Source organism: Methanohalobium sp. (assembly GCF_018609725.1).
GTDB lineage: Archaea > Halobacteriota > Methanosarcinia > Methanosarcinales > Methanosarcinaceae > Methanohalobium.
In genome coordinates this window covers 1-4,196 of record NZ_JAHENT010000144.1, presented here as the reverse complement: position 1 = coordinate 4,196, position 4,196 = coordinate 1, and the positions used below count along the sequence as shown (strand labels likewise).

Annotated in this window: 5 protein-coding genes; all 5 read left to right on the top strand. The window is 33.5% G+C overall.

Annotated features, from left to right (window positions below; genetic code table 11):
• On the top strand, nucleotides 1-444 hold a 444-nt coding region (locus tag QZ276_RS09760), incomplete at its 5' end, for a hypothetical protein (RefSeq protein WP_292487530.1).
• 12 nt (nucleotides 445-456) lie between these two features.
• Nucleotides 457-1,308 carry a hypothetical protein gene (locus tag QZ276_RS09755; RefSeq protein WP_292487528.1) on the top strand — a complete coding sequence of 284 codons (852 nt, stop codon included), beginning with the start codon at nucleotides 457-459 and terminating at the stop codon, nucleotides 1,306-1,308.
• 8 nt (nucleotides 1,309-1,316) lie between these two features.
• Nucleotides 1,317-1,781, top strand: coding sequence for a hypothetical protein (locus QZ276_RS09750; protein WP_292487526.1), 465 nt, complete (start codon nucleotides 1,317-1,319; stop codon nucleotides 1,779-1,781).
• Nucleotides 1,782-1,817: 36 nt separating this feature from the next.
• Nucleotides 1,818-2,588: a hypothetical protein gene (locus QZ276_RS09745; protein ID WP_292487524.1), complete on the top strand. Its 771-nt coding sequence runs from the start codon at nucleotides 1,818-1,820 to the stop codon at nucleotides 2,586-2,588.
• 19 nt (nucleotides 2,589-2,607) lie between these two features.
• Nucleotides 2,608-4,077 (top strand): hypothetical protein, encoded by a 1,470-nt coding sequence (locus QZ276_RS09740; RefSeq protein ID WP_292487522.1) that lies wholly within the window; start codon nucleotides 2,608-2,610, stop codon nucleotides 4,075-4,077.
• Nucleotides 4,078-4,196: the final 119 nt, after the last annotated feature.

The following is a 4,196-nucleotide window of genomic DNA, read 5'->3' as shown; positions in this document are numbered from 1 at the left end:
TTACAGACAATGGGATATGATATCATGGATTCACTTGACCATTCAGAATATGGTCAGGAGTCTCGGTTAAAAACTGACCTGTTAGACTGGAGTGGTCATGTTTATATCTGGAATGGGAGTTCATATATAGCCAAATCCAATAAAAGCAAAGAATTAAACAGTTCAACAAGCAAAATGCTGGAAAATATAGCAGTAAAACGCGGTATTGCTCACAATATACATTTTACCTATATAGAAGAGGATGACGAAAGGATAAGGTCACCTTACATATATAATGGAGAGCCATCTGACAATGCAGTAACCGTATCCAGAAAGATAGTCCTAGCAAATTCTTATATATCAAACATATCGATGTTTTCATCCAAAACTGGAATAAAAGATTTAAACAATTCAACTGATTTTTATAATATTGTTGATATACAACTAACTTTATGGCGTATATAAGGTAAGATTACCATGTTTAATGAGGATGATTCTGCACAAATGATATTAATAACTGGTTTTGCTATAGGAATAAGCATTGTATTTTTAACGGTTATGTTAAATAATGTTATCTATTCCAGTAACATGGCATCAGAATCAAGTATTGATACATATCGTTTTGACCTGACAAATGCCATAGAGATGAGTTCGGATGCAACAAGTGATGCGTATATAAACGCTACTGATAACCAGTCATTTAATTCTGATATTTTTAATCAATATATGTCTGACTATGTTGAAAAAGTGTCTAACTTATATGCATATTCAGGTGTGGCGATTTCCATTAAAAATAGCAGTTTAAAAGATGCATATCTTACAGATAATGGAATCAAAAACGGAAGTACAAACTGGACCATTGTCGATAATATCAATACAACAGATAACTTTTTACTATATTTATCCAATAATACTGGTGTACAGGGTGACCAGAACAATTCATTCAAAATTTCAGCCATTAACCAGACTGATACTCTCATATGGTCTGTAGAGCTGTACAATGAAAGTGGAGATATTAATGTAACAGTTACAAATAAGACTGGTACAATAACAACTGATACAAAAAGCGACGTTTATCAGATGGATATTATAAACAGCTCAATTGATGGTAATTCATTTTCATTTAATTTTGATGAGTCTATTAATAATGATAATTATTATCTAAAAATAGACAACGGAAAATATCTCATAGGACAGGTGGTTCTTTCTGGAAAATTAATAAACAATCAAAATTTTACAGTTAAAAGGTTAAAAGTTACCAGACTAAATATCAATATGTCTTCTAATACAAAGCAGGTTAACGCTACTATACCAGTAACTCTGCCATAGGTGGAATTATGATTAAAAGGTTTTTAAAAGATGATAGTGCGGTTTCAGTTTCTGTTGGTTCAATTTTAATTTTCTCAATATCAGTGCTGGCATTTATTATGATTATGAATTCCTTTTTTTCTATGATGGACCAGACAGAAGAGACAGTTACTCGTGAAGAATTTGAAACCTACGGTAATGATATGGCTCTTCAGTTAACAAGTGTTGATACAATCATTTCAAACACGGGTAAAGAAGGTGTAAATAGTCTTAAGTATGATTTCACTATCCCTAATAAGGTAGCGGGTGAATATTATTCAGTCAATTTTTCCAATAAATCAAATGAGATAACTTTTGAATCCCAGAATCATGTCAAGGTCAAGGTACCCTATTCAGTATGTAATACCCAAGTGGAAAAAACTACTATATACAGTTCCTCAACAAATCACTATTTCTTTTATAACTCGTCCAAAAACCTTATAGAAGTACATTGAATAATATATTGGTAAAAAACGATAAAAATTGTAAATATGACATTAAAAACATTAAAAACGTCTGAACATGCAGTATCTGAGGTTGTTGATTTTGTTATTCTTCTTGGTGTAATGTTGCTGGCAGTTTCTGTCATTGGTGTGGCTGGATTTCCTCTCATTGACCATATGCAGGAAGTAGAACATACAGAAAACATCAAACAGAGCTATACTGTACTTGGAGCAAATATTAATAAAATTGTTTTTGGAAATGCTCCTTCACAGTCTATTGAACTTCAAATGAGAGGTGGTTCTCTTTCTATTACTGGAAATAGTTTAATGAATATAACCTTAAAGAGATGGAACTCAACCTCTGATTCCTATGAGTATCAGGTTTTTGAAAGGCAAATGCGAATAATCGAGAACAGATTTGAAGGTACTTCTATATGTTATGAAAATACTGGTACATGGGCAAAATATCCTGCCGGAGAGTCGGTAGCTATTACACACCCGCGATTTTCATTTAACGGAGATGTACTGGTGATGCCAGTAACACTTGTTTCAGGGTCATCAAGTCAATCTGGCCAGGGAGTTGTTCGGGTGGTGTCTGATGGAGGACATTCCAATGTTTATAGTTATCAGAATGTATCAGAAGTTGATGTTAGAATTACAAGCAAGTATTATGAAGGCTGGGGTACATATTTTGATGACACAATGAATATGGATGTGGCAGTATATGATGTCAATAATACAATAATTGCTCATAAAAATTATTCAGATAACATAGATGTCCACATCGTCTATTCACCAATGAGTGCTACTATCGAATAATCAGGTGTGGAAAACAAGTATGAATTTAAAATTTTTAAAATCTAGTGATGCTGTATCATCTGTAGTGGGGATGGTGCTCATTCTGGGAATTACCATGGTTTCTATAAGTGCAATGATGGTTTACAGTTATCCCACTATATATGAAATGGAAGATGATGCCAAAGCACAGCGTGTGGAACAGGGTTTAACGGTACTTGATTCAAGAACAAGTAAAGTAGCACTTGGAGAATCACCTGGACAGGTAACTGACATATCCCTTATGGGCGGCACTATCAACGTAAATGGTGAAACTGAAGATTACAATAAAAGTAAAATGGTTGTTGTAAGTACTGATATAAATGCGAGCAGGTATGATGATTTTAAAAAAGTACGCCACCAATGGGGGTGTTGGGAAAATTATACTGATGAAGATGGGTTTATAAAATTCAATTCTTCTCTTGGTTCTATTGAATACATAAAAGAAGGTCGCAAAATAGCCTATGAAGGAGGAGGCGTATGGTCGAAATATCCTACAGGTAATGCTATAATGGTTTCTCCCCCTGAATTTCATTATAATGGTGAAACTCTTACTCTTCCACTCATGAAGGTCAATGGAAAATCATCTGTTAGTGGTAAAGGTAAAGTCAGTTTATCAATCAGTTCCGATAATATGCCCGAAGTACTGTATCCAAACACTACCGCAGATAAAAATCGAACCAACCCACTAAAATCTGATAAAGTCTTTGTATACATAAAAAGTGAATATTACAAAGCATGGGCTGATTATGCCGATTCACAGACATACAGCAGTGCAACAGTAGATAATGAAAACAGTACTGCGGTAATTGAGCTTGAAACCATACCCCCACAGGGAACATCAACATTAGCTGATTCGTTTAAAGTGGGGGCTCTTAATACATCTAAAGATGAACCAATGTATGATTTTTCATTTTATTTGGATGGTAAAAGTTCTGAAGGTTTGAGTCCTTTAAATTGTGAAATAAAGGCTACTTCAGGAAATAAAAGTTTAACTTACATCCTAAAAGAAAGTAGTAAAGAGATAGATATAGAACTTAAATATGTAGATACAAGCGCAGGTTCTTATTATAAAGAATATTGGACTAGCTTGGATTCATTTCCAATCATTGACAAACAATATTCAAATGTGAATTTATTGAATGATACGTTTGATATGGAATATACACCCCCAAATTCCAATAAAGGGGGTTCTGACCCTGATTTTTCATGGGATAATGAAAGCTCAATAAGTTTACCGCCTGATGTAAAAATAAATGATGGTAATACATCGTTCACTCTTAACGAGATTTCTCAGCATTATTTAAAACTTTTAACAAAAAGTGGTACTGTAACCTTCAATATAAAAGAAAACCAAAATAAAGGCAAAATTGATTATTCAGATTCGACATTTTCATTAAGATATGACAGCATGCCGGGATTTATTACTTATCTACATGTAACAAAAAATGAACTAATGGCGGATGTTTATTAAATTATTCGCTGACAACTTCTGTTTCTGGATATGTTTCATGAGAAAGGGGTGTAGGGGTTAAAGGAAACCAACGGTTTTAACTGTTCTCCTTAAATCAAAAACTCTAAATTAAAAATTTA

Excerpts from the sequence above, each read along its gene's own strand:
- QZ276_RS09755 (WP_292487528.1), top strand. The coding sequence starts at position 457 with ATGTTTAATGAGGATGATTCTGCACAAATGATATTAATAACTGGTTTT.
- QZ276_RS09750 (WP_292487526.1), top strand. The coding sequence starts at position 1,317 with ATGATTAAAAGGTTTTTAAAAGATGATAGTGCGGTTTCAGTTTCTGTT.
- QZ276_RS09745 (WP_292487524.1), top strand. The coding sequence starts at position 1,818 with ATGACATTAAAAACATTAAAAACGTCTGAACATGCAGTATCTGAGGTT.
- QZ276_RS09740 (WP_292487522.1), top strand. The coding sequence starts at position 2,608 with ATGAATTTAAAATTTTTAAAATCTAGTGATGCTGTATCATCTGTAGTG.